This window comes from Flavobacterium sp. (assembly GCF_035299245.1).
In the GTDB taxonomy this organism is placed as follows: domain Bacteria; phylum Bacteroidota; class Bacteroidia; order Flavobacteriales; family Flavobacteriaceae; genus Flavobacterium.
In genome coordinates this window covers 109,550-135,826 of the sequence record NZ_DATGWY010000016.1, presented here as the reverse complement: position 1 = coordinate 135,826, position 26,277 = coordinate 109,550, and the positions used below count along the sequence as shown (strand labels likewise).

The following is a 26,277-nucleotide window of genomic DNA, read 5'->3' as shown; positions in this document are numbered from 1 at the left end:
TTCACCAACAATTATACCATAAAAAAAGAGCCCTAATTGGACTCTTTTTTACTATTTTATAAAAGAAAATACTAATCTCTTCTGCTCATTAATATTCTTAAAATATACCAGAATAATAGCATAATAGAAGCAAATAGCTGTAAAGCTGCTCCTACGTACTGACCAGTGTGAAATTGATCTTTAATCTGGCTTGTTTGGTACAAAATACTTGCGGATGCTAAAATCACCATACCTACTGAAAACCATAATCCTAAGTCAAAACCGAAAATAGCACCAACAACAATAATTCCCAATGCTATAAAACCACCAACTACTACAACAGTTCTTAAAAAAGAAAAGTCCGTTTTAGTGAAAAAGACTACCGCAGTTAATCCCGAAAACATAAATAAAGTTATGATTGCAGCCTGATACAACATATTCGGTCCATCAACAAATGATAGCGCAATAACTATCATTGGTAAAAATATAATTGCCTCTAATAAAATATACAATCCCAAACCTAAATACTGTTGGTTTTGCGAAGGATGAAAAACTAATTTGTTTGACATCGTTGATCCTAACCAAAATAGCCCTAAAATAAATAGCCAAACGTATTTTCCACCCAACATCCAGGCGATTACATCATAAGGCACTACATTGATTAAAATGGCTTCAACCACAATAAAAGCCAAAAGAGCTAATGCAACATGTGAATACGTTTTTCTGTAAAAAGCTGCTTTTTGTACCTCTGATGCGCTTGAAACTAAGACGTTTTGATTTTCCATAGAATGAAGTTTTAAATTGTTGTGAAAGTTAATTATTTTTTTTTTACAAAATCATCACGAATATTCAAAAAATACTCTTCCAGATTTAAATTTAAATTTGTAAGATTAATATGTTTTTTTGAACAATCCGTTAACTATTCATATTTCTCAAAAGTCCATGTTTTACAGTATTAATTAATTCATTATGAATAAAGTCAGGTTAATTTTTGAATGTTAATAATTAGGAAAAATCGATTATTTTTTTATCTTTGGTAAGACAATTAACCTACTTCTTATGAAAAACAAACTACAACTCCTGTTCATGGTCTTGCTTTTTGCCAATTCGTATGCGCAAAATGATTTATGGAAACCAACAACCGATGAAAAACTGCGTTCCGCCATTAAAATGGAACGCGCTTCCACACCGAGAGAATTTAGACTTTTCTCACTTGATCTTAATGCATTAAAAACCGAATTAGCGAATGCTCCTTTGGATTCACAAAACATTGAATCAACAGTAATTGTAACTTTCCCAAACCCAAAAGGTGAACTGATTCAATATCGTGTTTATGAAGCTCCCGTTATGGAAGAAGGATTGGCTGCTAAATTTCCTGATATCAAATCGTATTCTGGAAGAAACATCACTAATTCTGCCGAAACCATTCGTTTTAGTGTAACACTATTTGGTTTGCATTTAATGTCGTTCAATAGCGATTCAGGAACACATTACATCGATACTTATACTAAAGATTTATCGAATTACATTGTGTATCGCAAAAAAGATATTTCTGCATCTCGAACCTTTACTTGTGAAGTGGAAAGCGACGAAGACATTCAACGTATTGGTGATACCAATTCGCTCAATCCTTCGGTAATGGTTAATGATGGAAATTTCAGAACGTATCGTTTAGCAATGGCGTGCACTATTGAATATGCTGCCTATCATGTAAATGCTGCTGGATTGAACGCTGGAACATTAGCTCAAAAGAAAGCCGCCGTTTTAGCCGCAATGGTAGTAACAATGACTCGCGTAAACGGAGTTTTTGAAATTGATATGTCACTTCGTATGAATCTCATTGCCAATAATGATCTGATTATTTTCATAACTTCTGACTCGTTCAACAATACCAATGCGAATACATTAATCAATCAAAGTCAAACGGTCATTGATGCCACTATTGGTGCAGCCAATTATGATATTGGTCATACCGTTAGTACTGGCGGCGGTGGTTTAGCACAATTATTTTCTCCATGTACCGCCAACAAAGCGCGTGGAATAACAGGTTCAGCTGCTCCAGTTGGTGATCCTTATGATATTGATTACGTTGCTCACGAAATGGGTCATCAATGGGGAGCCAATCATACACAAAATAATGCTTGCAATCGAAATGCAGGAACTGCTGTTGAACCCGGAAGTGCTAGTACAATTATGGGATACGCCGGAATTTGCGCACCGAATGTTCAAAGCAACTCTGATGATCATTTTCATGGTGTGAGTATCACAGAGATGACAAACTTTATTTTGGGTACAGGCGGAACATGCGCAGTAACGGTTGCAAATGGCAACTTTGCTCCTGTAACCAATGCCGGTCCAAATTATACTATTCCAAGAGGAACAGCATTTATACTAAAAGGAAGTGCAACTGACGCTAATAATGACGCATTGACGTATTGTTGGGAACAAACCAATACTGAAGTTTCTACTCAACCTCCAGTTAATACTTCAACTGGCGGACCTAATTTTAGATCCAATCCACCAAGTACTTCTCCAGATCGATACATGCCTCCATTGGCAAGTGTTGTCGCAGGAAATTTATCTCCAACGTGGGAAGTAGTTCCAAATGTAGCCCGAACTATGAATTTTGCTTTAACGGTAAGAGATAATCGAACTCCAAATGGTGGTCAGACAGGCAGAGATGATACCGTTATTACTGTTGCTAGTGTGGGACCATTTTTAGTTACGAGCCCAAATACTGCTGTTTCCTATGTTGCGGGAACCAATCAAACTGTTACTTGGGATGTGGCAGGAACAACTGCCAACGGAATCAACTGTGCCAATATCAATATTTTTCTTTCTACTGATGGCGGACTGACTTTCCCCACTCTTTTGGCCAGTAATGTACCGAATGATGGCTCTGAAGTGGTTACAATTCCGAATACTGTTGGAACAACCAATCGGATTATGGTCATCGGAAATAATCATATCTTTTATGATGTTTCCAATGCAAATTTCTCTATAACTGCTCCTCCATCAAGTTTTGCCTTGGCTTTTTCTGGAATTGAAAACGGACAAAACAAAGAAGTATGTCAGGGTTCATCAGTATCTTTTGATTTAAATTACACTGCATTAACTGGTTTCTCCGGAACAACCTCTTTTACTGTAACAGGAAATCCTGGTGGAACTACAGCTACTTTCACTCCATCTTCTACTAGTACGAGCGGATTGGTTTCTCTCACCATAAGCAACACAACAACAGCAACACCTGGATTTTATACTATAGTAGTGACGGGAACCTCAGGTGCAACAACGCGAACAGTAAACCTTTATCTTAATTTATTGAATTCGTCGTTTGCCACTATGTCATTGACATCGCCTGCAAATTTAGCGTATGCTCAAGCAACTAACGTTACATTATCATGGGCAAATGATCCATCGGCAACTTTATATGATGTGCAAATTGCCACTAATGAAGATTTTTCAACTATAATTCAAAGTGCGACTGTAGCTACTAATAGTTATCTTGTCACAGGCTTGTCGCAATTGACCAATTATTTTTGGAGGGTTTTACCTCGAAACACCTCTTGTTTGGGAACGTACAGTTTGCCTTTTCGATTTACAACTGGACAACAAGCATGTACTAGTTTTTCCTCAACTAATGTACCTTTAGCAATCTCTGGAACAGGAACACCAACTGTTAATTCCACTCTTACTGTTCCTGCAGGAAGTAATGTTTCGATTTCTGACATCAATGTTTCGGTGCAACTTACTCATACATGGACTGAAGATTTGATTCTTACATTAATCAGTCCATCAGGAACGCAAATTCAACTAGTAAATGCTCAATGCGCCGATAATGATAACATCAATGCTACTTTTGATGATTCGGGTGTCACTTTAGTTTGTGGCACCAATCCAGCAATTTCAGGAACCATTCGACCTACACAATTATTATCGGCTTTGAACGGTCAAAATTCACAAGGAGTTTGGACGTTGCGCATCAACGATATTGCTACTGGCGATGGCGGTTCACTAACTGCTTGGAGTTTAAATATTTGTAATGTACCCAATGTACCGATTACTTGTGGCCAAATTTCCACAACTTGGAACGGAACTACGTGGAGTAATGGAAAACCTTTAGATAATGTCGCAGCTACAATTAATGGTAATTATACTTCGTTAGAAGATGTTCATGCATGTTCATTAAGTGTGACAGGAACATCGCAAGTCATTATTTCTTCTGGGAATAACTTTTTTATCGATGGTGTGGTGAATGTTGCTCCAACTGCGAGTTTAACTATTCAAAACAATGCCAACTTAGTCCAAAACCAAAATGTTGCTAATTCGGCAAACGCTACTGTATTTAGAAACAGTAATCCATTGCGTCGTTTGGATTATACCATTTGGTCTTCGCCGGTAACAGGAACACAAACCTTGAAGCAATTTTCACCAAACACATTAAATAATCGTTTTTACAATTACAATACAACCACTAACTTGTACAATGCTGTTGCTAACCCAGTTACACAAACATTTGGTTTAGGAAGTGGTTATTTGATTCGAATGCCCGACAACCATCCAACTACTCCAACCATTTGGAACGGACAGTTTTTAGGCAATCTAAACAATGGTAATGTAGATGTAAATTTGACTTACATTGGCGCAGGGCAAAGTTTTAATATGATTGGAAATCCGTATCCATCTACTTTGAATGCAGATGATTTTATTACGGATAACTTATCGGATATTTTCGGAACCATTTATTTCTGGAGAAAAATTAATAATGCACCGGGAACAGCTTATGCCACTTACACTTTGGGTGGAGCAACAACTACATCGCCTTCAAGCCCTACTCCGAATGGAATCATACAAGTGGGACAAGGATTCATTGTAGAAGCACGAAATGTTCCGAGTCCAACAGCCAGTTTCATCAATTCTCAACGTGTTGGCAACAACCAAAATCAGTTTTTCAGAAGTACTACAGACATTGAAAGAAGTCGAATTTGGGTCAATATTACTAATGATGCCGATTTATTCAGTCAGTTTATGGTAGGTTACATGACGGATGCAACCGATGGTTATGATTACGGAATTGACGGAAGATATGTGAATGACAGTGCTGTTTCATTGACATCCACTTTTAACAACGATGAATATACCATTCAGTTAAACGAGTTACCGTTTGTGACTACTGATGTATTTCCGTTGAATTTTGAAACCGATCAAGCGGGAACATTTACCATTGCTCTCGATCATGTAGATGGCTTATTTGAAGGTGGAAATCAAGTTGTTTATTTAAGAGATAATGCGCTTCAAACGGTACATGAATTGACTGTTGACCCTTATACTTTTGTTTCTGATATTGGCGTTTTTGCATCTCGTTTTGAAATCATTTTTGAAAGCACGCTTACTACTCCAAGCGTTTCAGCAATTGAAAACTCAGTAATCGCTTATGCCGAAAATGAAATCATTAATGTAAAATCGAGTGTTGAAGAACTTTCAAAAATTAAAGTATATGACACACTAGGTCGACTGTTGTTCGCTTCAGAGGAAATCAATTCGATGAATTTTGTGATTCCGAATTTAAACGCTCCAAACCAAGCCTTGCTGATTGATATCGAACTGGAAAGTGGTCAGAAAGTCACCAAGAAAATTATTTATTAAAAAAACGAAAGCCTTCAACTTAAAAACTGAAGGCTTTTTTTTGAAGCTTATCACTATATAAATCAAATGGTTATAACATCTACTACAGAAAAGAAAAATCAAAATAAAACATCAATAATTCTGTGCTATGTAAAAATACAGAGGCATTCCAACTGTTATATTTATAGGAAAAGTCACTGCCAAAGCCATGGGTAGAAACAAGCCCGGATTGGCTTTTGGTACTGCAATTTTCATAGCAGCAGGAACGGCAATGTAGGAAGCACTTGCAGCCAAAATGGCGAAAATAAAACGATTGGAAGTATCTTGAGTTACGATACTACTTAAGTAAGCAAAAACACAGCCATTAACTAAAGGTATTATCATAGCGAAAGCAAACGGAAACCAACCGTATGAAAAAAATGATTTTAGTTTTTTTCCGCTTGTAATTCCCATATCCAACAAAAAGATCGCTAAAAATCCTTTGAATAAGTCGTTGGTAAAAGGCTGAATTCCTTGGGCTTCTTTGGCACTAGTCAAATAACCAATAACCAAACTTCCTACTATTAATAAAACGCTACCATTGGTGAAAGAATGCCTGAGAATAGCGCTATTATTAATCTTTTTATTTTGTTCTGAGTTAAAAAGTGAAATTAAAACAAGGCCAACAATTATAGCTGGTGATTCCATTAATGCCATTATGGCAACCATATAACCGTGAAGCTCTAATTGGTGCATTTCTAAATAAGAAACTGCCGTCACAAATGTTACTGCACTAATCGATCCATAGGAAGCAGCAATTACTCCAGCATCATTAACACTAATTTTTCGTTTGAGGATGAAAAAGGTATAAGTCGGAATAATAACAGTAATTGAGATTCCAAAAAACATTGACCAGATGATTTCGCTATTGATGACTTCATGAGACAACTCTTGCCCACCTTTAAATCCAATTGAAAAGAGTAAATAAAGAGAAATGAATTTGGATGAGTTGTGAGGAATTTCTAAGTCACTTTTTAAACCAACGGCAATGATTCCTAGAATAAAATATAATAAAGCAGGATTGGTTAAATTTTCAAAAAGTAAGTCTAAATTCATAGGTAGCTTTTTTTATTATTTTCTGGAAGCCCTTTCCAAACGATCATTGATTGCTAATCCTAATCCGTAATTAGGAAAATATTCTGCTATGATTACATCAAAGTTTTCGTTATCCAACTGATGTAATGCTTCAAACAATTGGGATGCTGCTTCTTCTAAACTTCCTTTTTCAGAAAGTACATATTGTTGATTTAGATTCATGTTTTCAATAGTTGCTTTGAAAAGAAGCAAACCTATTTTTTGTCCCGAAAATAATGTCAGAGTTTCTAAAACATCATGAGTGAGAATGAAATTTGTTGAAGGTGCATAATGCTTTAGGTGCATTCCTGGTGTTATCGTTTTTTCATCTTTTTTCGAATGAAAATGAACTTTTCCTACTACCTTCTCAATTTCATCTACAGCCAACGCACCCAAGCGGTAAATCACCACTTTATCGTCATCAAAACCAACTATTGTTGATTCAATACCCGCAGTACAACTACCACCATCTAACACCATATCGACTTCATTTTTGAAATAATGTTCAACATGAACTGCTTTGGTTGGACTTATTCGGGTGAAAGGGTTTGCGCTTGGAGCCACTAATGGAAATTCGAGTTGATTTAAAAGTTCTAACGCAATAGGATGATTTGGAATTCTGACAGCAACGGTATCTTGGTTGGCAGTAATCAGATCAGAAATTGTAGATTGCTTCTTTAAAATTAAAGTCAGTGGTCCAGGCCAAAAAGCATCTGCTAACTGCTTGGCCTTTTCTGGAACTTCGATTGCTATTTTTGACAATTCCTTTTGGCACTTGATGTGAACAATCAACGGATTGAATGAAGGTCTTTTTTTGACCTCAAAGATTTTTTTTATGGACTTTTCGCTGAAAGCATTTCCTGCTAAACCATAAACTGTTTCGGTAGGTAATCCGATAATTCCATCGTTTTTTAAATAATCAATTGCTAGGTTAATGTTGTTACTTATCATTTTTTATTAAGGGTTACAAAAATCACAATACATTGGATCTTCAGTTCTTTTTCCGTGAGGGAAATAGTCACGCTCAACGTAATTACAACCCTTGCATTCATAAACAAAAGCTAAGGTAGAACGAGTTTTACTGGAACACCAATCACAGGGTAAACCTTCCTCTGCTCTCACTATTCCAAATCCCGGAAAATCACAACTTGGGCAGACCGTTTGCGCTTTTTTTATCAATTTCAAACACGCTTCCTCAATTACTGTCATTCGAGTTGGATTGTACATTGCTCGCATATCCGTTTCAATATAAAAGGATCTGTTTTCGTCAGCAAAATTGGTATAATGCCGTTCTAAATCAGTCCAATTATCTATTCCTTTGATTATGGTTTTGGGATTGTCTTTTGTGTCTTTTATGATCACGCCGTGAGAAGGAAACTGAGCTTTTTTCAAAAAATCCTCTAACTGTAATCTTGTTTCAATTAATGCTTCATTAAAATTTGTATTCAAACTCAGCACTCTTTCAATTACTTCGATGTTATTTTTTTTATCGTACAATAAAATTAACTCATCGTTAGCCGGTGCAAAAAAAATGGAAGGATGATTTCCGAAAGAACCTTCAGTGGCAATGGCTAATTCAAACCCTTCGAGTTCCATTGCCAGCTGGCATTTCTGTCTTAACGTGGTCAGTGGGTCATTTTTTCGAGGTATTTCTCCACTAAATGTGCCCAAACTATCCGTGTCGAATTTTTCAGAAGTGAAACATCTCATGCTTAATTCTTTCTTCAATAGTGGTGCAATTACCTTTTCTTTTTCATGCTTGGTAACGATGAGTATTTTTCTGTCTCTAAAAAAAGTAGTATTACTCTTCAAGTTCAATTTCTAGGAATGATTTTATAAAAACATTTCTTTGACTGGCTTTGGCTTCCGTCACAATTTCTTTAATCTGTTCAACACTTTCTTTCAACTCTTGAATTCGAGACAAGGCATTTTCATCGTCAACACCAAAGCGAACTTGTGAACTAAAATTTTGAATTTTATTAAAATTAATGTTCTTATTGTATAAGTCAATTAATAATTCACTGGCCTCGATTGGAGTGAATTCACCGTTAATTAAATTAATTTTTCTAATCGTTTCCATAAATATTATTTGTTAAATAGTTGAGTAATCTGAATATTGTAAGCATCATCAAAATTGCTAATCCTGAATACAGTGCGTTGTGAATTACATCAGTAATCATGAATGCCTTTAGAAGTAAAATACCCTCAATGATGACACACAAAATCAATAGTATTTGAATAATTAATTTGTTCATATTTATCTCTTTTTATAATTATTGACCTTGACCCATTGAATAGGCCTTTTTACCATTAAATTGATAAAGATTTTCGGTTTTAATCACATCAATTCCACTATCAATTGCCTTTCCTAACAGTTGGATTATTCTGTTTTTCTCAATTGGCTTCTCCGATTGAAAACGACATCTCCAATGATCGGTACAAAATGTCTCAGAGAATCCGTTAGGCCAAACCTTAACTCCACGATTTGAAATCATGACTAATGACAATTCATTATCAACCAACGGATTTAATTTTTCAGCCAAAATGTTAGCATCTGTTCCGTTCCAATGAACAAATAAATCAACACCGAGAAGTTCTTTTTGGGATGCTTCTTTTCGTTTGTATTCGGGAAGTGTAATGATGGAATTTTTTGGAGAAGCAGCAGGTTTTAGTACACTTGGAATCTTACCAAAGTTGGCAATTACTGCCTCTCCAAATTCGCTCGTACCCACTAACTGCTTACTCAATTCTTCGTTATAAATATCAGCTGTATGAATCCCATCCTCCAGAGTTTTAAGCCAAGCATTTTGAATCATTGTCGCTTCTTTTGCAAAACCCAAATGGAGAAGCATTGCGATTGCGGCTTGCAGAAGTCCCGAAGGATTAGCACTATTTTGCCCAGCAATATCCGGTGCTGATCCATGAATGGCTTCAAACATAGAACATTCATTTCCTATGTTGACAGAACCGGCTAAACCTACTGAACCTGCAATCTGAGCGGCTACATCAGAAATAATATCTCCATATAAATTTGAAGTTACTATAACATCGAACTTCTCAGGATGATCGGCCAAATATGCTGTTCCAATATCGATAATCATGTGATTGGATTCAATATTTGGGTATTCCATTGCAATTTCTCTAAACACCTGATGAAATAATCCGTCGGTTTGCTTCATGATGTTGTCTTTACTGAAGCACGTCACTTTTTTTCTGCCATAGTTTTGCGCATACTCAAAAGCATATCGAATTATTTTTTCGCATCCTGGGCGACTTATCAATTTCAAGCATTGTACAACTTCATCGGTTTGTTGGTGTTCAATACCTGCATACAAGTCTTCTTCGTTTTCACGAACGATTACAATGTCAAGATTTGGAAAATTAGTTGCTACAAAAGGATGTAATGATACGCACGGACGAATATTGGCGTATAACCCTAATGCTTTTCGCATGGTTACATTTAAACTTTTGTATCCGCCACCTTGAGGAGTTGTGATTGGGGCTTTCAACAACACCTTATTGTTGCGAATAGTTTGCCATGATGCATCTGAAATTCCTGAGGTGTTTCCTGATAAATAAACTTTTTCACCAATTTCAATTTCTTCAAATTCAATCGGAACTTTCGAACTTTTAATAATTTTTAGAACAGCTTCCATGATTTCTGGACCTATTCCGTCTCCTTTAGCAATCGTTACTTTTTTCATGATGGTGGGATTTTTTTTGCAAATCTCTAAAGTTTATTTCATATATTTTTATTTATATTTGTAATGAAATATATAAATTATTTTTATGAATTATACTTTAAACCAGTTGAGAATATTTCTTAAAATAGTTGAAAAACAGAGCGTTACTAAAGCATCTGAAGAGCTACATTTAACGCAACCAGCAGTATCAATTCAATTAAAAAATTTTCAAGATCAATTTGAAATTCCACTCACTGAAGTGGTTGGAAGAAAAATTTATGTAACCGATTTTGGTAAAGAAATAGCAGAAGCAGCTGAACAAATTTTGCAACAAGTAGATACTATAAGTTACAAAACGTTGGCTTACAAAGGTCGTCTTTTTGGAAAAATTAGAATCTCTGTGGTGTCAACGGGTAAATATGTAATGCCCTATTTTTTAACTGATTTTTTACGATTACACCCAGGCATTGAGTTGGAAATGGATGTAACTAATAAAAATAAAGTCATTAAAAGTTTAGAAAATAATGAAGTTGATTTTGCTTTGGTCTCTATTTTACCCGATAAATTGAAAGTGGACACTATCGAATTAATGCAAAACAAGTTGTTTTTTGTAGGGAATAATGAAGAGCAGTTTAAAGGAAAAGCAACTATGGAAAAAATCCTAAAAAATCGACCATTATTATTCAGAGAATTGGGTTCAGGAACTCGATTGACTATGCAAAATTTTATTGAAAAAAATAATATTAAAGTTGAAAAGAAAATGGAATTAACATCCAACGAAGCAGTCAAACAAGCGGTTTTAGCTGGATTAGGTTATTCTATTATGCCACTAATTGGAATTCAAAGAGAAATTCAAAATAATGATTTACGAATCATTCCATTAAAAGGATTACCAATCAAAACCAATTGGAATTTAATTTGGATGAAAGGTAAAAATCATAGTCCAGCTGCAGCTGCTTACATGGATTATTTGCGAAAGAACAAGGACGACATAATAAATAATCGCTTTAGTTGGTATGAAAATTTTAATTAAAAACATTCTTTATTACCAAATATCCATTTACTGATTTACGGAGGATTGCCACCCAACAAAATCAAAGCAATAGTTAGCCGCTTTTACTTTTTTTGGTTCTTGATGCAGTTCTTGAATAAATGAATGTGGATTACTATTTGGTAAATATCTGTCTTTTTCAGGATGGTTCCATTTGAAAGGAATTGCTTCTCTATATTTTTGCTGAAAACATTGAATTGCATTCGGAATAAGTTGAGTACGTAAGCTTATAAATGATTCAGAATAAATCTGTTCTTTTAGTATTTCACTTGCCGACATGAATTCAAAATAAACAACTCGACGTTGAGGAAATGAAGTCAATTCACCCGAGCTGTGCGCCATTTTAAGATTGTGAATCAATACATCTCCTGCTTCCATATCCAACGATTGATATTCCATTTTTTGTAATTCACAAATCGAAAGATTGCTCCTATGACTGTTGGGTATAACTCGCAAAGCTCCGTTTTCATCATTAGCTGCATCAAGGTAAAATCCAATCATAAAGGACTTTTCGTGTGCTGTAGTAATTACATCTTGATGCCAGTTAATTTCATTCTGATCACCCAACGTCTTAATAACAATAAAATCTTGAACTGGAAAAAAATCTGCTCCACACAATGATTCTGCAATAGATAAAAGCAAAGGACTGCCCATCAATTCTACAAAAATTGAATTTGATTTAGCAATAATTTTATCAATTGCTACCACAAATTTTTTATTTGAAGATTCCAAGACAGTACAATCAGAATCATGGTTTTCTACTGAACATATAGTGTCGACAGCAATTCGCAATTCATTCAAAAATAAAGGAGAAATTACTTGAGATAGTTTTAAAAAACCATTTTCAGCAAAGTACTCCTTTTGATCAACACTTAAATAATATGTTTGTGAAATCGGCATCTAGTAAGGTTGCCTAATAGTTTAACAACTCCAAAAGTTGTTGTTCAAATCGCACTTTCGGTAAATACTGATCTTCTAATGGTTTTACAAACGGAATAGCGCTTTCGATACTTGCAACACGTTGCACTGGCGCATCCAAATATTCAAAGCAATTCTCCATAATTAAAGCCGATATATCACTCGAAATTCCACCAAATAGAGTATCTTCTTGAAGAATAATGCATTTATTGGTTTTCTTAACCGAAGTATAAATGGTTTCTACATCTAAAGGTTGTAACGTTCTTAAATCAATTACATCAGCCTTAATTTCAGGATGTTTGCTCAAAGTTTCCAATGCCCAATGTACTCCTGCTCCAAAAGAAATGACGGTGACATCAGTTCCTCCTTTAACTAAAGCTGCTTTTCCGAACGGAATGGTATAATACTCTTTTGGAACATCTTGATACACCGAACGGTACAATTGCTTGTGTTCAAAAAACAATACCGGATTTGGATCGTTGATGGCAGTATTTAACAATCCTTTTGTATCGTAGGGAAATGCAGGATATACTACTTTTAAACCAGGCGTTTTGGTAAACCACGCTTCGTTGGTCTGCGAGTGAAATGGTCCAGCTTGAGTTCCACCACCGCAAGGCATTCTAACCACTACATCCGATTTTTCGCCCCAACGGTAATGTTGTTTGGCCAATAAATTCACAATCGGATTGAAACCTGTAGAGACGAAATCAGCAAACTGCATTTCAACAATCGCTTTATGGCCATTAATTGACAAACCATTAGCCGCCGAAACAACAGCACTTTCACAGATTGGCGTGTTGCGAACTCGTTCTTTTCCGAATTGCTCAACAAAACCTTCTGTGATTTTAAATGCGCCACCGTATTCGGCAATGTCTTGACCCATAATCACCAAATTTGGATGACGTTCCATCGATTGTTTTAAGGCTTGGGTAATGGCATCAACCACACGTATGTTTTCAACTTCATTTGAATGATTAACTTCTTCAAAATCATACGGTTCATACACATCATTTAACTCTTCAGATAAATCAGCAACAATATCGGGTTCAGCTTGAGTAATCGCCCAATGTTCATCGATTTCGGCTTTGATTTTGGCTTTGAATTCTTCATCTAATTCTTCAGACAACACACTAATTCTAAGCAAATATTCTCTGTAATTCGATATCGGATCTTTAATTGCCCATAGGTCCATCAACTCTTGCGGAACGTATTTGGTACCACTCGCCTCTTCGTGTCCACGCATTCTAAAGGTTTTGAACTCTAATAAAACCGGACGTGGATTTTCAGCCAATGAAGCTTTCAATTCGGCTATTTTAGTATAAACTTCTAATATATTATTTCCGTCGATGATGTGGCTTTCCATTCCGTAACCAATACCTTTATCGGCAAGGTTTTCACAACGGTATTGCTCATTAGTTGGTGTAGATAAACCATAACCATTATTTTCGATGACAAATAAAACGGGTAAATCCCATACAGCGGCAATATTTAACGCTTCGTGAAAATCACCTTCAGAAGTGGCGCCTTCTCCAGTAAAAACAGCGGTTACTTTTCCGTTTTTCTTTAATTTATTAGCTAGTGCGATTCCGTCAGCAACACCCATTTGCGGACCAAGATGCGAAATCATTCCGATGATTTTGTACTCTTGAGTTCCGAAGTGAAAACTGCGATCGCGCCCTTTGGTGAAACCGGTTTTCTTGCCTTGCCATTGCGAAAATAAACGATGTAATGGAATGTCTCTTCCTGTAAAAACTCCGAGGTTTCTGTGCATAGGCAAAATGTACTCATCTTGATCTAAAGCAGCTGTAATTCCGACTGAAATGGCTTCTTGACCGATTCCGGAAAACCATTTGGACACTTTTCCTTGGCGCAGAAGAATAAGCATTTTTTCTTCTATTAAACGAGGTTTTAAAAGGCGTTTGTATAAATCTAATAATTGAATATTGGATAAGTCTTTTCTATCGAAGTTCATTGTTGTTTTTTTAGCATCGCAAAAGTATAAAAAAATGGAACGCAGATGCTACTGATTTTGCGGATTTATACTGATTTTTTATTATTTGTTGTGGATTTAATAATGCATGATTTATTTTAACCTAAATTTCTGATGATTACAATTGCCCTAGCCCTGATTGAGCCGATATCCTTTTTTGTTTAGACAAATGCGTTCTTCTAAAATCAGATTGGCAAAACAAAAAAGATAAAGGCGAAAGCAGGATTAGCTTCTAAAAAACAAAATCAAAATGTTAATAACTAAGATTGCGGAATTTCAAAAATTGCTTACATTTGTAGTTATGATTGGTTTTGTGCCAATTTAAGTTATTAACAAAAAAAGTTTAGTGATGCAACAAATTCCTAGTGTTGACTTACGTGATTTCCTGTCGGATGATCCGGCACGTAAACAAAAATTTGTAAATGAAATCGGAAGAGCTTATGAAGATATTGGCTTCGTAGCATTAAAAGGTCATTTTTTGGATGATCAATTGGTTGAAAATTTATATGCTGAAGTGCGTAATTTTTTCAATCTGCCTTTGGAAGTTAAAGAAAAGTACGAAATTCCAGGAATTGGTGGCCAACGCGGTTATATTTCGTTTGGAAAAGAGCATGCAAAAGGTCGTTCTGCGGGCGATTTAAAAGAGTTTTGGCATTTTGGTCAATACGTGAGCGAAGGCTCAAAATACGCTGATGAATATCCTGAAAATGTAACTGTAAATGAGTTAGCGAACTTCAATTCGACTGGAAAAGAAGCCTATCAAATGCTAGAAAAGACAGGAGTTTATGTATTGAGAGCATTGGCCTTACACATTGGTTTGGATGAGTTTTATTTTGACAATTACATCAAAGACGGAAACAGTATTTTAAGACCTATTCACTATCCGCCAATTACAGATGAGCCTAAAGATGGCGCTGTACGTGCTGCTGCTCATGGTGATATCAATTTGATTACCTTATTGATGGGCGCGCAAGGAAAAGGATTGCAGGTTCAAAATCACGATGGTGAATGGATTGACGCTATGGCACAACCCGATGAGTTGATGATTAATGTGGGTGATATGTTATCGAGACATACCAACAATAAGTTAAAATCGACGATACACCAAGTGGTTAATCCACCAAGAGAATTGTGGGGAACATCGCGTTATTCGATTCCGTTTTTCATGCATCCTGTAAGTGATATGAAATTGGATTGTCTGCCGCAATGCATTGACGAGAACAACCCAAAACAATTTGAAGACATCACTGCTGGTGAGTATTTACACGAGCGACTGGTGGATTTGGGATTGATAAAAAAGTAAAAGAATAGTAAACTTCAATAAAAAAAAGACATTGAGTTTACTTGATGTCTTTTTTGGTTTAAAATAGCCACAGATTCACAGATTTAAAAAAAATAAATTGAAAATCTGTGAATCTGTGGCAAGAAAAAAAAGTAAATGGACTTACATGAACAACTCAAAAAACTATTTCCTGATCACGAAGTTTCTAACGAGCCAGAAGCTATCGAAGAAAAAGAACATGAATTATTCGTTCAAAAAGAACCAATGATTTGTAAGTTTGAAAAACGAAAGGGAAAACCAACGACCATCATCTCTGGTTATGAAGGTGAAGACGAAGACTTTAAACTACTAGCCAAAGAATTAAAGAATAAACTCGCTGTTGGCGGAACGTTCAAAGACGGTGAAATCATTATTCAAGGCGATTACCGCGATAAAATAATGAAACTATTACAAGACAAAGGCTTTAAAACCAAACGTGTAGGAGGATAAATTCAATTAACGATTAACAATGGATAATTAACAATTATCAGAGTTGTTTAATCACAGAATTATCAATTATCAATTATCAATTATCAATTATCAATTATCAATTATCAATTAAAAAAAATGATAGCATCATCAGAATTAATACTAAACCCCGACGGAAGTGTGTACCACTTGAATTTACTTCCTGAACATATTGCCCACGACATTATTTTTGTAGGCGACCAAAATCGTGTGGAAAAAATCACGAAACATTTCGAAAAAATTGAATATTCCCAACAAAAACGCGAATTCAAAACCCAAACCGGAATCTACAAAGGAAAGCGCATTACGGTAATGTCAACCGGAATTGGTCCGGACAACATTGACATCGTAATGAACGAATTGGACGCGTTAGTCAATATCGATTTAAAAACACGTGAAATCAAAGAGGAATTGACTTCATTAAACATTATTCGCATCGGAACCTCGGGTTCGTTACAAGCCGATGTACCTTGCGATAGTTTTGTGATGAGTCAATACGGCTTAGGTTTAGACAACATGCTTCGCTCCTATCTGATTGATGAAGTTTCAGAAAAAGCCATGGAAGATGCGTTCATTACTCAAACCAATTGGGACATGAAAAAAGGTCGTCCGTACGTAATTAAAGGAAGTGAAATTCTTGAAAAAAAATTAGAAAGTGATAAAATAATCAAAGGTTTTACCGGAACTGCTGGCGGATTTTACGGTCCACAAGGTCGCGTATTGCGCTTGAACATTCAAGATCCAGATCTGAATTCGAAAATGGACCAATTTGAATACGAAGGCATCAAAATGACCAACCTTGAAATGGAAACAGGCGCTATTTATGGCTTAGGAAAACTTCTAGGTCATCAGTGTTTATCTCTCAACGCCATCATCGCCAATCGTGCCACAGGAACTTTTAGCGAAGACCCATACAAAGCAGTCGATGCATTAATCGAATACGCTTTGGATAAATTGGCTGAATAATTTTTTTTGAAGCTATTCCCGCTTTCGCCTTTATCTCGCTCCGTAAACTACGCGAGGATATCGGCTCTATCGGGGCTAAAAAAGTAGAAAATATGACTGATGTAATTCAAAAAATTCTATTTGCATTAGGAGGTTTGGCTCGATGGATTTATGCAATGTTTATGAACATCGTTTTTGACAAAAATCACCAAAAAAATATTGGATACTATCTGTTTGAAGACGAAGAAGTCAATGATAATAGTGGCATGGATTCTAAAAAGAAAAATTTCGTTCTCGGTATATTCATGTTCATTTTAATTATTACGCTAATTCAATTCATTGAAAATTAATAAAAATAGCAAAGATTATGACGTTTCGTTTTGCTCGACATACTAATAATTTAGAACCACTCAAATCATTTTATTGCACCATTTTGGGATTGGAAATTCTGGGTGGTTTTGAAAATCACGACGGTTACGACGGAGTTTTCATCGGAAAAGCTGACGAAAATTGGCATTTGGAATTCACAAAATCTACAGAAATTATTGAATTTAATTTCGGTGAAGAAGACATTTTGGTGTTTTACCCCAATTCTAAATTAGAATACGAAGTACTGCTCGAAAATCTAAAAATTCACTCAGTTGAACTAATTAAAGCTAAAAATCCGTATTGGAATGGTAACGGCATTCTATTTCTTGATCCTGATGGCTATCGCATCGCAATTTCACACTTAAAAATCCAATGAACATCCAATTTGAATCGGAGCGATTACTTTATCGCCCAATAACAATCAGCGACGCTGAAGCACTTTTTGAACTCGACCGCAATCCTAATGTACATTTGTATTTAGGAAATAATCCTGTGACTTCCATCGATGAAGTATTGGATTATATCAACAGCATTCAACAGCAATACATCACTAACGGAATCGGTCGTTTTGCTGCGGTTTTAAAAGAGACCAATAAAGTAATCGGTTGGGCTGGAATAAAATTCATCACGCAACCCGAAAACAATCACGTTAACTTTTATGATTTAGGTTATCGTTTGCAAGAAAAACACTGGCGAAAAGGTTATGCGTTAGAAGCCGCAAAAGCCTGGTTGGACTATGGTTTTAATCAAATGAATATCCAAAAAATGTACGCATCTGCTCATGTCGATAATTTGGGTTCGAATACTATTTTGCAACGCATTGGCATGAAACAAAACGGTCAATTTTACTGGGAAGATTTATTGTGCAATTGGTACGAATTAGAGAATAATAATAGCAACTAATTGTACGTTACAGTTAGTAGATCTTTATCTTTGTGCAACTATGAAAACAATAAAAATAGCTGGAGTTCCTGAACATTTCAATTTACCATGGCATTTAAGTATTGATAACGGCGAATTTGAAGCAATCGGAATTAATTTAGAATGGACCGATGTTCCTGAAGGTACTGGAAAAATGTGTCAGATGTTGCGCGATGGAGAAACCGATATTGCCGTAATTTTATCCGAAGGAATTGTAAAAGATATTGTAGGTGGAAATCCGAGTAAAATTGTACAAGTGTATGTTGAAAGTCCGCTGATTTGGGGAATTCACGTAAGTGCCAACTCAAAATACAAATCCATTTCCGACATTGAAAACACCAAAATTGCCATTTCTCGTCTAGGTTCGGGTTCGCAATTAATGGCGTATGTCAATGCCGATAATCAAGGTTGGAAAACCGATAATTTAGAATTTGTTATCGTCAATACAATTGATGGCGCAGTAGAAGCTTTAACCAATGGAACAGCCGATTATTTTATGTGGGAACGCTTCATGACAAAGCCTTTGGTTGATAAAGGAATTTTTCGCCGCATAGCGGATTGCCCTACACCTTGGCCTTGCTTTGTAATTGCTGTTCGAGATGAAATTTTAAAAAAGCATCCTAATACGATTGCACAAATTTTAGAAGTCATTAATCTAACAACTCAAGAATTCAAGGAAATTCCAAGTATTGACAAAACCTTAGCTTCCAAATACCATCAAAAAATTGACGACATCAATGAATGGCTTTCCTTAACTGAATGGTCGCAAAAACCTCTATCGGAGAAAGTGTTAAACAAAATTCAAAATCAACTATTTGACCTTAAAATTATTGAGAAAAAAGGTACTTTTGCTGAAATTGTAAAAACAGTATAGCTTTTTGCATTTTGCCATCAATGATACAATTTAATAATTCAACTTATCTAAAACTTAAAGATAAACTCACGGTAAAAAAACCTTGGGACATGATTATTATATTCATCTTAAACATTTTAATTACGATTCCGGTATTCATTATTGCTCATCAGAATTTTATTGACTTGAATTGGTTTTGGCATTTGGATCGCATCATTATATTTTTGGTAATTCTGATTAGTATTCAGTTGATATTAAGAGCAATGCGACGGGTAACCTTAATATCGATTTTTCTGTACCTAATTATTCTTTTTATCGGAACTGTTTTTGGAGGCTACGGATTCAAAAGTGTATTTGATGATTACAAATACATGATGTATTTTATGTCGGAAAACCCTAATCCACAAGACATCATTATTTCTAAATTATTGCCATTTCCCAATAAATCAAAGATTGAAAGCGCCATTGAATTTGACAACCCTAAAGTACGCAACTTTGCTATAATGTCAACTTCTAAACACTTTAAAGACGTCAAAGGGTATCACGAGTATTCCAGTATAATCCATTGTTTTGCCGTTTTTAAGGAAATTAATTCACGGTGGAATTACGTTAGCGATCCCAAAGGAAAAGATTACATCGCCAAAGCGTCCGAATCATTGATGTATTTGTCGGGAGATTGTGATGATCACTCCATTTTGATGGCTGCATGTGTAAAATCGATTGGTGGAACTCCACGACTAATTCATACGGATGGTCATATCTATCCCGAAATTTTAATTGGAAGTAAAAAAGATTTTGAGCGTGTCAATTACCTCATTCAAGAAGTTTTATTTAAAGATGAGTCTAAAGATCAAGTGTTGCATTATCATATTGACGAATACCATCAAATATGGCTGAATTTGGATTATACCGCAAAATATCCGGGCGGACCGTTTTTAAATGAAGTTATTTTAGGAGCTCTAACAGTATATTAATTTACCAATGAATTGGATTTTTCCCTTTGGATGAAAGAAATTTATTTGTAGAACTAAAGTGTTTATTTCCAAACCATAATCCACGATTAGCACTCAAAGGTGAAGGATGACCAGTTTCTAATACATAATGTTTGCTTCGGTCGATTTTAGCTCCTTTTTTCTTAGCAAATCCACCCCAAAGCAGAAAAACTACATTTTCTTTTTCATCAGAAATTTTCTGAATAACAGCATCTGTAAACGATTCCCAACCTCTGTTTTGGTGGCTACCCGCTTCACTTTCCCTAACGGTCAAGGTTGCATTTAACAATAAAATTCCTTGTTTTGCCCAACGCTCTAAATTACCTGATTTAGGAAAAGGAATATTCAAATCCAACTCAATTTCCTTGAAAATATTGATTAATGATGGTGGAAACGAAACTCCATCATTCACCGAAAAGCACAAGCCGTTTGCTTGCCCATAACCATGATACGGATCTTGACCAATAATGACCACTTTTACGTCATCAAAAGGGCAGAAATCAAAAGCAGAAAAAATCTGGCTTCCTTTGGGAAAACAACGTGATTTTAAGTATTCCTCTTTCACAAAAGAAATTAAGTTTTGAAAATAAGGTTTGGCAAATTCATCCGACAAATGCGATTGCCAAGACGAGTGGATTTTTACTTGCATTTAACTATTTTTTACAAATATAATTACTTTTAATCTTTGTAACTTTGCGTTCAACGTTTAGAATATGATTTCAATTACACAAAAGACTTTACAAGATTTAGAATTCGGTACCATTTTGCAGACCATTTCGGGCAAATGTAACACCGATTTAGGTCAACAAAAAGCGTTAGAAATAAAACCCTACAGCAATAAAGATGAATTGATGAACGCATTACTGCAAACATCAGAATATCAATCGTCTTTTAGCAACAATAACGCCATTCCGAATCATGGTTTTGAGTCGATTACTTCTGAAATCAAATTGCTTTCAATAGAAGATAGTTTTCTGGAAGTAAGTAGCTTTCGGAAAATTGCTGCTATTTCTGAAACTGTCAATACGCTTTTAATTTTTCTAAAGAAATTTCAAGAGTATTATCCAACCCTATTTGCCAAATCATCTGCTGTTGAATTGACCAAAATCATCATTCAAAAAATCGATGAAATAGTAGATAAGTATGGCGAGGTTAAAGACAATGCATCACCCGATTTGGTTGAAATTCGACGCAACATCAATGCAGTTCGAGGAAAAGTCAATCAAAGTTTCGGAATGGCATTAAGTCAGTACAATTCGCTTGGCTATTTGGACGATATTAAAGAAAGTATTATTGAAAATCGTCGGGTTTTAGCGGTTTTAGCAATGTACCGAAGAAAAGTAAAAGGCTCAATTTTAGGAAATTCTAAAACAGGAAGCATTGCTTATATTGAACCCGAAACAACTTTGAAATATTCGAGAGAACTGAATAATTTGCAGTTTGAAGAACGTGAGGAAATCATTAAAATCATCAAAAAATTGACCAATGAGATTCGACCGTTTACCGAATTACTCAATCAATATCAAGAGTTTTTAAGTGATATTGATGTCATTGCTGCCAAAGCTAAGTATGCCAATGATATCAACGCCATTCTACCGAAAATAACCAATGAAAAACGATTGTATTTTAGAGAAGCCTTCCATCCTATTTTGTATTTAACCAATAAAGCCAAAAAGGAAATCACTTATCCACAAACTATCGAATTCAATTCGGATAATCGAATCATAGTAATTTCAGGTCCAAATGCAGGCGGAAAAACCATTTCGATGAAAACCGTTGGACTGTTACAATTGATGCTGCAAAGCGGTATCTTAATTCCGGTTCACGAACGCAGTGAAACCTTTTTATTTGATCGAATACTAACGGATATCGGCGACAATCAATCTATTGAAAATCATTTAAGTACCTACAGTTACCGATTAAAAAACATGAACTACTTTTTGAAGAAATGCAATTCTAAAACGCTGTTCTTAATCGATGAATTCGGAACGGGTTCTGATCCCGAATTAGGTGGTGCTTTGGCGGAAACTTTTTTGGAGGAATTTTATCATAGAGAAGCGTACGGTATTATCACAACGCATTATTCCAATTTAAAAATGTTGGCCAATGAATTGCCTTTTGCAACCAATGCCAATATGTTGTTCGACGAAAAATCGTTAGAACCTATGTACAAATTGATATTAGGTCAAGCCGGAAGTTCATTTACTTTTGAAGTAGCTCAGAAAAATGGTATTCCGTACGGATTAATTAATCGTGCTAAAAAGAAGATTGAAGGCGGAAAAATTCGATTTGATAAAACCATTGCAACTTTGCAAAAAGAACGCTCAAAACTGGAAAAAACGTCTTTGAATTTGAAAGAAGAAGAAATCAAAGCACGTGAAGAAAGCAAAAAAATGGAAACCATTAATGCTAAAATTCAGGAGAAATTGGAACGCTATCAAGAGCTATACGATGCTAATCAACGCCTGATTTATATTGGACAAAAAATAGACGATATTTCGGAAAAGTATTTTAACAATAAAGATAAAAAAGTGTTGATTGGCGAATTTTTAAAGATGATCGAAATCGAAAATTCCAAACGAAGAAAAGTTTCTGTTAAAGAAAAAAAAGAAAAAGAAGTCATTCAAAAACAAGTAGTTGAAGAAGTAAAAGTCAAAGTAGAAGAAATTCGAAAAGAAAAAAAAGAAAAGAAAATCAAAGCATCAATTCTACCTGAAAAACCAAAAGTGGTTTTGAAAGTAGGTGATCGTGTTCGAATGACTGATGGAAAAGCCATTGGAACTATTGATAAAATTGAGAAGAACAAAGCAGTTGTTAATTACGGTATTTTTACTTCTAAAGTCAGTTTGGAAGAAATTGAATACGTTCAAGACAAATAATTATGGAAATTTCAGAATTGCCAAACGACAAGAAAATCATTCTTTTTGATGGTGTGTGCAATTTGTGTAATTCATCGGTTCAGTACATCATCAAAAGGGACAAAAAAGACGAGTTTCGATTTGTTGCGTTGCAATCAGATTTAGGACAAAAAATACTAACACACATTGGTATTGCAGATAAGAATATTGATAGTATTGTTTTGTATCAACCTGGAATTGCATACTATTACAAATCATCTGCAGTCATTGAAATTTCAAAATCGCTTCAAGGTTTTTTCAATTACGGAATGTTTTTTCGATTGCTGCCAACTTCGCTTAGCGATATTGTTTATGATTATATTGCCAAAAACCGTTACAAATGGTATGGAAAACAAGAAAGCTGTATGATTCCAACGCCTGAATTAAAAGCAAAATTTTTATAAACTGATAATTGTCATGCTATTGCTATTTGGTTCGTTTTATCTTTGAATAACTAAATACCTAAATTATGACACAACTAGCTCACCCACTTTATTCTTGGGATAACGGTGCGTTCATTATGATTGGAGTTTTTGCCTTAGTGATTTTCGGACTTGTAGGCATTGTAATGATGATGATGAACAGTAAGAATAAAAAAAACGACTAAGTTTAGCTTAGTCGTTTTTTATTTGTTATTGAATAAGGGATTATTCTACAACTATTTTTTTAGTAGTAGTTCCTTTATCAGATGAAATTTTCATCATATAAATTCCAGAAGACAAATCAGATACGTTGATTTGATTGCTTTTAGATGTTTTAACCATTCTACCATTAACATCATACATTTCAACTGATTGTAATGTTTCATTGGTTGTAATAGTAACAATATCTCTAGCAGGGTTAGGAGAAACCGAAAGATTTGTAGCATTTGTGATAGTATCAACACCTAATAAACTTTCAGTAGCAGTTGCTCTAACAGTTAAGTTATCAAAAATTATTTCAGACTCAACTGAATTAGTTGTTGGAGTACCTGAAACAAAATCAACTTCATCAAGAGCGAATGGACCAGCCCAGTTAGCTGCTGGTAAACCTGTTGAACCTGTACCAGCATTCCATTTTGTTTCACCTGTTGCAGTATCATAAGAAAAACCAATTCTGTACCAAGTATTTTCATTTAATATTAATCCTGGAGCAGCAGCAAGATTTACTAAAAAAGTTCCGAAAGTTCCAGCATTATTTAAATACGCAACACCTTCGATTTCTCTTGTAGCCATATTGTATACAAAACCATTTAAAACTCTAGCAGTTGTTCCGTCTAATCCATACAATCTAACTCCAACTTGTGCAGTACTAGTTGTAGCTGCTCCTGTAAATAAATCATATTCAATTTCAATGACATCATTCCCAGCAGTTCTTGTGTCCCAAAGTGCTGCGAAATCAGCTTTCCACATAAAACGACTTCCTTTGTTTCCGTTTGAGTTAATAATTTTTAAACCATTGGTTGATTCGAAACCACTATCAGTAATTTGGAAATTGCTGTTTCCTGCGTTTGTTGCTGTTGTTGGTGCAGCACCATTAGTAGAAAAAGTAAACCAGTTGTCTTGACCAGCAGTAACACCTGTAAAGTCTGTTCCAACATCACCATTAAGAAGTGAATTAAAATCTTCTGATTGAAGAAGTTGTGCTTCTGCAACTGTTGCAGAAACTAAAGATAAAAGTAGTAGTAATTTTTTCATTTAAATAGTTTTTTTATTTTGTTCACAAAAATAAACAGTAATTTCCTTATTTTCAAATAAATTATGTTAATCTTCTTTCTCCCACTTTCCAACGACAGAAGTTGCAAGTGCATTTCCCAATACATTGGTCGCACTTCTGAACATATCACAAAAATGATCAATAGGTAATATTAGTGCAATTCCTTCAACTGGAATATCAAACATACCACAAGTCGCCGCCACAACAACCAAGCTGGCTCTTGGCACTCCAGCAATCCCTTTGCTGGTTAACATCAACACTAAAAGCATGGTCATTTGGGTTCCAATATCGAGTTGAATTCCAGATGCTTGCGCGATAAAAATACTGGCAAATGTCATGTACATCATGCTTCCATCTAAATTAAACGAATAACCTAAAGGCAACATGAATGAAACAATTTTATCTTTGATTCCGAATCGTTCTAATTCTTCAGTTAGTTTTGGAAAAACAGCTTCACTACTAGTCGTTCCGAAAGCAATGATTAGCGGACTTACAATTCTTTTTAACAAAGTAGTCATATGACCTTTGAGGAAAACATAACCTACAAAAAGTAAAACTACCCACAGCGAAGTGATTCCGACCAAAAACGAACCAAAAAACTTAGCATACGTAATCAGCAAATCACTCACATCACGTGTGGCAAAAACTCCCGCAATAGCACCAAATACTCCTAGTGGAGCAAATTTCATTACATAGTTTACCATTTTTAGGATGATGTGGGATGTTTTATCTAAGGCATTAATAACAGGTTTGGTAAAATCACCAATAGATGCGGCAGCCAATCCGAAGAAAATGGAGAAAATTACAATTTGCAATATCTCGTTGGTTGCCATTGCTTCTACTATACTTTTGGGAATGATGTGTTCAACGAAATTTTGTGCTGAGAAGTTTTGTGTTTTTTCAGTTACTTCTGAAGCAGTAGTTGGATCAATATCGATGAGTTGGATTCCGATGCCCGGTTGAAAGAAATTCACCCAAAACATTCCGATAAGTAATGAAATAAAAGATGCAGTGAAGAACCAACCCAAGGCCTTTCCTCCTATTCGACCGACTGATTTGATATCGCCTAATTTGGCAATTCCGACAACTAAAGTGGTAAATACCAATGGTGAAATAATCATTTGTACCAAACGGATGAAAATAGTAGCGAGCATTTTGATGTAACCGCTGAAATCTTTGGCAATTTCGGGTGTGTAATTGTTATGAATGAAAACGCCTAAAAACGCGCCTAACAACATAGCGATTAAAATTTGCACAGTTAAGTTGCCTAAGAACGATTTTTTGGCTTCTTGAGTTTCGATTACTTTCATAGAAATGGTTTGTTTTTTAGCCCAGATAGCAGTGGAAAGCTTGTGATGGAAAATACTTATTTTTCTTGCAGATCAGTGGCGACCAACGGAAGCCAATGAGAAGCTTAGAAAAATTGGATTTTACAAACAAACTTGCAACGGATAGCT

Annotated in this window: 25 protein-coding genes; 13 read left to right on the top strand and 12 right to left on the bottom strand. The window is 35.3% G+C overall.

All coding sequences use genetic code 11. From position 1 onward, the window contains the following. Nucleotides 1–71 precede the first annotated feature (71 nt). A complete protein-coding gene (locus VK161_RS11925; RefSeq protein WP_324215009.1) occupies nt 72–764 on the bottom strand; it encodes a Bax inhibitor-1 family protein in 693 nt (230 codons plus the stop codon). A 274-nt stretch (nt 765–1,038) separates the two neighbouring features. Here VK161_RS11925 and VK161_RS11920 point away from each other — a divergent pair, with 274 nt between their 5' ends. After that, nucleotides 1,039–5,625 carry a reprolysin-like metallopeptidase gene (locus VK161_RS11920; protein ID WP_324215008.1) on the top strand — a complete coding sequence of 1,529 codons (4,587 nt, stop codon included), beginning with the start codon at nt 1,039–1,041 and terminating at the stop codon, nt 5,623–5,625. Nucleotides 5,626–5,736: 111 nt separating this feature from the next. On the opposite strand, the gene VK161_RS11915 is transcribed toward VK161_RS11920, so the two are convergent. The 6 genes from VK161_RS11915 to VK161_RS11890 are packed head-to-tail and all read right to left on the bottom strand — an operon-like array spanning nt 5,737 to nt 10,421. Beyond that, entirely contained in the window at nt 5,737–6,699 is a 963-nt protein-coding gene (locus VK161_RS11915) for a sodium-dependent bicarbonate transport family permease (protein WP_324215007.1), read from the bottom strand. A 15-nt stretch (nt 6,700–6,714) separates the two neighbouring features. Next, complete coding sequence (locus VK161_RS11910; RefSeq protein WP_324215006.1) at nt 6,715–7,668, bottom strand: L-threonylcarbamoyladenylate synthase; 954 nt, start codon at nt 7,666–7,668, stop codon at nt 6,715–6,717. Nucleotides 7,669–7,674: 6 nt separating this feature from the next. Continuing rightward, entirely contained in the window at nt 7,675–8,529 is an 855-nt protein-coding gene (locus VK161_RS11905; RefSeq protein ID WP_324215005.1) for a DUF6671 family protein, read from the bottom strand. Beyond that, the gene (locus tag VK161_RS11900; protein ID WP_324215004.1) at nt 8,519–8,797 is read right to left on the bottom strand and encodes a hypothetical protein; all 279 of its coding nucleotides are present in this window, start codon (nt 8,795–8,797) and stop codon (nt 8,519–8,521) included. Before VK161_RS11900 ends, VK161_RS11905 begins: the two co-directional genes overlap by 11 nt. Beyond that, complete coding sequence (locus tag VK161_RS11895) at nt 8,784–8,972, bottom strand: hypothetical protein (protein ID WP_324215003.1); 189 nt, start codon at nt 8,970–8,972, stop codon at nt 8,784–8,786. Before VK161_RS11895 ends, VK161_RS11900 begins: the two co-directional genes overlap by 14 nt. Nucleotides 8,973–8,990: 18 nt before the next feature. Further along, a complete protein-coding gene (locus VK161_RS11890; protein ID WP_324215002.1) occupies nt 8,991–10,421 on the bottom strand; it encodes an NADP-dependent isocitrate dehydrogenase in 1,431 nt (476 codons plus the stop codon). An 85-nt stretch (nt 10,422–10,506) separates the two neighbouring features. On the opposite strand from VK161_RS11890, the gene VK161_RS11885 reads away from it, so the two are divergent. Further along, a complete protein-coding gene (locus tag VK161_RS11885; RefSeq protein WP_324215001.1) occupies nt 10,507–11,433 on the top strand; it encodes a LysR family transcriptional regulator in 927 nt (308 codons plus the stop codon). 27 nt (nt 11,434–11,460) lie between these two features. Here the strand turns inward: VK161_RS11885 and VK161_RS11880 are convergent, their stop codons facing one another. Both VK161_RS11880 and VK161_RS11875 read right to left on the bottom strand, forming a co-directional pair. Then, on the bottom strand, nt 11,461–12,351 hold the full coding sequence (locus VK161_RS11880; RefSeq protein ID WP_324215000.1) for a phytanoyl-CoA dioxygenase family protein: 891 nt from the start codon (nt 12,349–12,351) through the stop codon (nt 11,461–11,463). A gap of 13 nt (nt 12,352–12,364) precedes the next feature. Beyond that, nucleotides 12,365–14,341 (bottom strand): dehydrogenase E1 component subunit alpha/beta, encoded by a 1,977-nt coding sequence (locus tag VK161_RS11875; RefSeq protein ID WP_324214999.1) that lies wholly within the window; start codon nt 14,339–14,341, stop codon nt 12,365–12,367. A 367-nt stretch (nt 14,342–14,708) separates the two neighbouring features. Between VK161_RS11875 and VK161_RS11870 the strand changes: the two genes are divergently transcribed. The 8 genes from VK161_RS11870 to VK161_RS11835 all read left to right on the top strand — a co-directional run bounded on the left by VK161_RS11870 (nt 14,709) and on the right by VK161_RS11835 (nt 20,210). Beyond that, on the top strand, nt 14,709–15,662 hold the full coding sequence (locus tag VK161_RS11870) for an isopenicillin N synthase family dioxygenase (RefSeq protein WP_324214998.1): 954 nt from the start codon (nt 14,709–14,711) through the stop codon (nt 15,660–15,662). Nucleotides 15,663–15,797: 135 nt separating this feature from the next. Beyond that, complete coding sequence (locus tag VK161_RS11865; protein ID WP_324214997.1) at nt 15,798–16,130, top strand: translation initiation factor; 333 nt, start codon at nt 15,798–15,800, stop codon at nt 16,128–16,130. A 117-nt stretch (nt 16,131–16,247) separates the two neighbouring features. After that, nucleotides 16,248–17,114, top strand: coding sequence for a nucleoside phosphorylase (locus tag VK161_RS11860; RefSeq protein WP_324214996.1), 867 nt, complete (start codon nt 16,248–16,250; stop codon nt 17,112–17,114). A gap of 92 nt (nt 17,115–17,206) precedes the next feature. Next, on the top strand, nt 17,207–17,443 hold the full coding sequence (locus VK161_RS11855) for a hypothetical protein (protein WP_324214995.1): 237 nt from the start codon (nt 17,207–17,209) through the stop codon (nt 17,441–17,443). 17 nt (nt 17,444–17,460) lie between these two features. After that, nucleotides 17,461–17,838, top strand: a complete 378-nt coding sequence (locus VK161_RS11850; protein ID WP_324214994.1) for a VOC family protein — start codon at nt 17,461–17,463, stop codon at nt 17,836–17,838. Next, nucleotides 17,835–18,365: a GNAT family N-acetyltransferase gene (locus VK161_RS11845; RefSeq protein ID WP_324214993.1), complete on the top strand. Its 531-nt coding sequence runs from the start codon at nt 17,835–17,837 to the stop codon at nt 18,363–18,365. Before VK161_RS11850 ends, VK161_RS11845 begins: the two co-directional genes overlap by 4 nt. Before the next feature lie 40 nt (nt 18,366–18,405). After that, complete coding sequence (locus VK161_RS11840) at nt 18,406–19,257, top strand: substrate-binding domain-containing protein (protein WP_324214992.1); 852 nt, start codon at nt 18,406–18,408, stop codon at nt 19,255–19,257. A gap of 20 nt (nt 19,258–19,277) precedes the next feature. Continuing rightward, entirely contained in the window at nt 19,278–20,210 is a 933-nt protein-coding gene (locus tag VK161_RS11835) for a transglutaminase (RefSeq protein WP_324214991.1), read from the top strand. A 1-nt stretch (nt 20,211) separates the two neighbouring features. Here VK161_RS11835 and ung read toward each other — a convergent pair whose 3' ends face one another. Further along, nucleotides 20,212–20,877, bottom strand: coding sequence for a uracil-DNA glycosylase (ung, locus tag VK161_RS11830; protein WP_324214990.1), 666 nt, complete (start codon nt 20,875–20,877; stop codon nt 20,212–20,214). A gap of 64 nt (nt 20,878–20,941) precedes the next feature. On the opposite strand from ung, the gene VK161_RS11825 reads away from it, so the two are divergent. The 3 genes from VK161_RS11825 to VK161_RS11815 all read left to right on the top strand — a co-directional run bounded on the left by VK161_RS11825 (nt 20,942) and on the right by VK161_RS11815 (nt 23,732). Further along, nucleotides 20,942–23,107, top strand: a complete 2,166-nt coding sequence (locus tag VK161_RS11825) for an endonuclease MutS2 (RefSeq protein WP_324214989.1) — start codon at nt 20,942–20,944, stop codon at nt 23,105–23,107. 2 nt (nt 23,108–23,109) lie between these two features. Then, on the top strand, nt 23,110–23,529 hold the full coding sequence (locus tag VK161_RS11820) for a thiol-disulfide oxidoreductase DCC family protein (RefSeq protein ID WP_414655426.1): 420 nt from the start codon (nt 23,110–23,112) through the stop codon (nt 23,527–23,529). A gap of 65 nt (nt 23,530–23,594) precedes the next feature. Beyond that, nucleotides 23,595–23,732 carry a hypothetical protein gene (locus tag VK161_RS11815; protein ID WP_324214988.1) on the top strand — a complete coding sequence of 46 codons (138 nt, stop codon included), beginning with the start codon at nt 23,595–23,597 and terminating at the stop codon, nt 23,730–23,732. 40 nt (nt 23,733–23,772) lie between these two features. On the opposite strand, the gene VK161_RS11810 is transcribed toward VK161_RS11815, so the two are convergent. After that, on the bottom strand, nt 23,773–24,801 hold the full coding sequence (locus VK161_RS11810; protein ID WP_324214987.1) for a T9SS type A sorting domain-containing protein: 1,029 nt from the start codon (nt 24,799–24,801) through the stop codon (nt 23,773–23,775). A gap of 66 nt (nt 24,802–24,867) precedes the next feature. Continuing rightward, complete coding sequence (locus VK161_RS11805) at nt 24,868–26,130, bottom strand: dicarboxylate/amino acid:cation symporter (protein ID WP_324214986.1); 1,263 nt, start codon at nt 26,128–26,130, stop codon at nt 24,868–24,870. Between the last annotated feature and the right edge of the window lie 147 nt (nt 26,131–26,277).

Coding starts and splice junctions, on each gene's coding strand:
- VK161_RS11925 (WP_324215009.1), bottom strand. CDS start 764: ATGGAAAATCAAAACGTCTTAGTTTCAAGCGCATCAGAGGTACAAAAA.
- VK161_RS11920 (WP_324215008.1), top strand. CDS start 1,039: ATGAAAAACAAACTACAACTCCTGTTCATGGTCTTGCTTTTTGCCAAT.
- VK161_RS11915 (WP_324215007.1), bottom strand. CDS start 6,699: ATGAATTTAGACTTACTTTTTGAAAATTTAACCAATCCTGCTTTATTA.
- VK161_RS11910 (WP_324215006.1), bottom strand. CDS start 7,668: ATGATAAGTAACAACATTAACCTAGCAATTGATTATTTAAAAAACGAT.
- VK161_RS11900 (WP_324215004.1), bottom strand. CDS start 8,797: ATGGAAACGATTAGAAAAATTAATTTAATTAACGGTGAATTCACTCCA.
- VK161_RS11895 (WP_324215003.1), bottom strand. CDS start 8,972: ATGAACAAATTAATTATTCAAATACTATTGATTTTGTGTGTCATCATT.
- VK161_RS11890 (WP_324215002.1), bottom strand. CDS start 10,421: ATGAAAAAAGTAACGATTGCTAAAGGAGACGGAATAGGTCCAGAAATC.
- VK161_RS11885 (WP_324215001.1), top strand. CDS start 10,507: ATGAATTATACTTTAAACCAGTTGAGAATATTTCTTAAAATAGTTGAA.
- VK161_RS11880 (WP_324215000.1), bottom strand. CDS start 12,351: ATGCCGATTTCACAAACATATTATTTAAGTGTTGATCAAAAGGAGTAC.
- VK161_RS11875 (WP_324214999.1), bottom strand. CDS start 14,341: ATGAACTTCGATAGAAAAGACTTATCCAATATTCAATTATTAGATTTA.
- VK161_RS11870 (WP_324214998.1), top strand. CDS start 14,709: ATGCAACAAATTCCTAGTGTTGACTTACGTGATTTCCTGTCGGATGAT.
- VK161_RS11865 (WP_324214997.1), top strand. CDS start 15,798: ATGGACTTACATGAACAACTCAAAAAACTATTTCCTGATCACGAAGTT.
- VK161_RS11860 (WP_324214996.1), top strand. CDS start 16,248: ATGATAGCATCATCAGAATTAATACTAAACCCCGACGGAAGTGTGTAC.
- VK161_RS11855 (WP_324214995.1), top strand. CDS start 17,207: ATGACTGATGTAATTCAAAAAATTCTATTTGCATTAGGAGGTTTGGCT.
- VK161_RS11850 (WP_324214994.1), top strand. CDS start 17,461: ATGACGTTTCGTTTTGCTCGACATACTAATAATTTAGAACCACTCAAA.
- VK161_RS11845 (WP_324214993.1), top strand. CDS start 17,835: ATGAACATCCAATTTGAATCGGAGCGATTACTTTATCGCCCAATAACA.
- VK161_RS11840 (WP_324214992.1), top strand. CDS start 18,406: ATGAAAACAATAAAAATAGCTGGAGTTCCTGAACATTTCAATTTACCA.
- VK161_RS11835 (WP_324214991.1), top strand. CDS start 19,278: ATGATACAATTTAATAATTCAACTTATCTAAAACTTAAAGATAAACTC.
- ung (WP_324214990.1), bottom strand. CDS start 20,877: ATGCAAGTAAAAATCCACTCGTCTTGGCAATCGCATTTGTCGGATGAA.
- VK161_RS11825 (WP_324214989.1), top strand. CDS start 20,942: ATGATTTCAATTACACAAAAGACTTTACAAGATTTAGAATTCGGTACC.
- VK161_RS11820 (WP_414655426.1), top strand. CDS start 23,110: ATGGAAATTTCAGAATTGCCAAACGACAAGAAAATCATTCTTTTTGAT.
- VK161_RS11815 (WP_324214988.1), top strand. CDS start 23,595: ATGACACAACTAGCTCACCCACTTTATTCTTGGGATAACGGTGCGTTC.
- VK161_RS11810 (WP_324214987.1), bottom strand. CDS start 24,801: ATGAAAAAATTACTACTACTTTTATCTTTAGTTTCTGCAACAGTTGCA.
- VK161_RS11805 (WP_324214986.1), bottom strand. CDS start 26,130: ATGAAAGTAATCGAAACTCAAGAAGCCAAAAAATCGTTCTTAGGCAAC.